The organism is Okeania sp. (assembly GCF_983059655.1).
The window spans coordinates 1-3,362 of the sequence record NZ_CEZPJD010000840.1 but is presented as its reverse complement, the minus strand read 5'-3'; the positions used below and the strand labels follow the sequence as shown (position 1 = coordinate 3,362).

Annotated in this window: 1 protein-coding gene; it reads left to right on the top strand. The window is 39.9% G+C overall.

Annotated features, from left to right (window positions below; translation table 11 throughout):
* Positions 1-750 precede the first annotated feature (750 nt).
* A partial coding sequence (leuS, locus tag AC3DU7_RS29140; protein ID WP_488042745.1) for a leucine--tRNA ligase occupies positions 751-3,362 on the top strand: 2,612 nt, incomplete at its 3' end.

Genomic DNA, 3,362 nt, shown 5'->3' with positions numbered 1-3,362 from the left:
AGGTGACTCGCCCACCAATATTATTGTGTCCGAGTTCTCTAATTATTTGATAGCCCTGGTTAGAAAAATTCTGGTAATTATTCATGGGTTTTTAGTAGATTTTTAGAGGAACAGGAAATAGAAAGCAATTAAGTTTTTATATTAGTTTCCAAGTCGTTATATTTTGATTATGCTTTGATTAAGTTTGGCTCAGATTTTTGTAACTAGCTATTATTTTCATAAATTTTAATCTTATATAAAATATAGCAATCCTATTTTATTTGTGTATAAAAATCTTACTATTTTTAGGGAACAGGGAACAGGTAAGAGTTTCAGTTTTTTTATCTACTTTTTGATTTGTCACAATCAATTTAGGATTGCTATAGAAGTATTAAAGTAATAGAAAGGCGATCGCTACTCCTACTACATAGTCCTATTTCTCCTATAGTTATGCAGTGTAGAAGTTCAAAATAATCTCTCTACAACCAACAAAAATTATTACCGAAAAATTTTGGTATAAGAGCCGACCATTTTAAGGAGATAAAAAAAAGAGTATTCCCTATTTTCAATTCACTTTGCTTTCCTACGAAATGCTCCGCAAACAGCCTTAGGTACTGATAACTGATAACTGATAACTGATAACTGAAATGACCTTTCCGAACTTTATGTATTGCATAATGTAGTATAATGTAACCATGAATTCTCAACGTCGGGAATTATGCAAAAATAATCAAGAAAACAAGACTATCGAAAATAATACGGACAAAAACTGTGGACTCCAAATATAACCCTGTATCCATTGAACAAAAGTGGCAAAAAATCTGGACCGAACAAAACCAAAATCAAACCCCTACAGACAAGAATAAACAAAAATTCTACGCTCTATCCATGTTCCCCTACCCATCCGGGAACTTACACATGGGTCATGTTCGTAACTACACAATCACCGATGTCATTGCCCGACTCAAACGGATGCAAGGTTATCGTGTCCTGCACCCCATGGGTTGGGACGCATTTGGACTACCAGCAGAAAATGCAGCCATTGACCGTGGCATCCCACCCGCCCAATGGACCTACCAAAATATCGCCCAAATGAAAGAACAACTCCAACGTTTGGGTTTCTCCATCGACTGGGAAAAAGAAGTCGCCACCTGTTCCCCCGAATACTACCGTTGGACCCAATGGATATTTCTCCAATTCTTCCAAGCAGGTCTTGCTTATCAAAAAGAATCTGCCGTTAACTGGGACCCCATCGACCAAACCGTACTTGCCAACGAACAAGTAGATGGTGAAGGTCGTTCCTGGCGTTCCGGGGCAAAAGTCGAACGTAAATTATTGCGTCAGTGGTTCTTCAAAATTACCGACTACGCCGAACAACTCCTCAATGACTTGGATAAATTGCCTGGTTGGCCAGAAAGAGTTAAAACCATGCAGGCCAACTGGATAGGTAAATCCGTCGGTGCTTATCTCGAATTTCCCATAGTGGGGATGGATAAAAAAATCGGTGTCTTTACCACCAGACCTGATACTGTCTACGGCGTTAGTTACGTTGTCTTAGCTCCCGAACATCCTTTAACAGCACAGGTAACAACCCCAGAACAACAAACTACCGTCGAAACCTTCATTCAAGAAGTTGCTGCCGAAAGTGAACTAGAACGTACTGCCGAAGATAAACCAAAACGTGGCGTTCCCACTGGTGGTAAAGCTATCAACCCATTTAATAACCAAGAAGTTCCCATCTGGATCGCCGACTATGTACTCTATGAATATGGTACAGGTGCAGTTATGGGAGTACCCGCTCACGATGTACGAGACTTCCAGTTTGCCAAACAATACGATCTACCCATTACAAATGTCATTGTGCCAGATGATTCGGATAATGATGACTGTGAACTTACAGATGCTTATACCGATATTGGCATCATGGTCAACTCCGGTCCGTTTAATGGTCAAAAATCTACTGTCGCCAAAAAAGCAATTATTGAACTTGCAGAAGATGAAGGTTATGGGGAAGGTCGCGTACAATATCGTTTGCGAGATTGGTTAATTTCTAGACAACGTTATTGGGGGGCACCAATACCTATTATTCATTGTCCGAAATGTGGTGCTGTACCTGTACCAGATGCTGATTTACCCGTTAAGTTGCCAGACAGTGTGGAATTTTCTGGTCGTGGCCCGTCACCATTGGCAAAATTGTCAGACTGGGTAAATGTTCCTTGTCCGAGTTGTGGCACTCCGGCAAAACGGGAAACAGATACCATGGATACTTTTATTGATTCATCTTGGTATTATTTGCGTTATCCAGATGCAACGAACGAACAACAGGTGTTTGACTCAGAAATAGTTAATGACTGGTTGCCTGTAGACCAATATGTAGGTGGTATCGAACACGCAATTTTGCATTTGTTGTATTCCAGATTTTTTACTAAAGTTTTGCGTGACAGAGGTTTGTGCAATTTTGACGAACCCTTCCAACGTTTGTTAACTCAAGGGATGGTACAAGGTGTCACTTACAAAAATCCGGTAACGGGTAAATATATTCCTTTCGGAGAAGTCAACCAGGAAGACCCCAAAGACCCGAAAACAGGAGATGAGTTGGAAGTCTTTTTTGAGAAGATGTCTAAATCTAAATATAACGGTGTCGATCCTTTAGATGTGATGTCAAAATATGGAGCTGATACAGCGCGGATGTTTATCTTGTTTAAAGCTCCACCAGAAAAAGATTTAGAGTGGGATGATGCTGATGTGCAAGGGCAGTTTCGTTTCCTAAACCGGGTGTGGTTGTTGACAAATGAATTTGCTGCAAATCATAGTTTAAGTGAGTCGAAAGTAAAAAATAGCGGTATTACTCAAGCAGATTTGAAAGAGTTGGGTTGGTCTCGATATTTGATTACTGAAATCACGAAAAATCTTGCTGCTTTTAAACTCAAAAATGTGGTGAAAGTTTATGCTTCTGCTGATGTGAAAGCTGCAATAGAAGCAAAGTTTAATCATCCAGAAACTCAACAAGAGACTAGGAATGATTTACAGAAAGGGTTGAGCTGGATAGAAACTAAGTTTGCTAGAGAGTTAACTAAAGCAGAGAAAGATGTACGAAGGGCGGTACATATTGCTATTAAGGAAGTGACAGAAGATTTGGATGGAGATTATCAGTTTAATACTGCTGTTTCTGAAATGATGAAATTGAGTAACGCTCTTGCTGATGCTAGTTGCAAAGATTCGCCTATTTATGCCGAAGGTTTGGAAACTTTGTTGTTGTTGTTGGCACCTTTTGCACCTCATATTATTGAGGAATTGTGGCAAATTGCTGGTAATTTTGGTTCGGTGCATACCCACCCTTGGCCGAAGTTCGATCCGGATGCTTTGGTTGTAGATGAAATTAC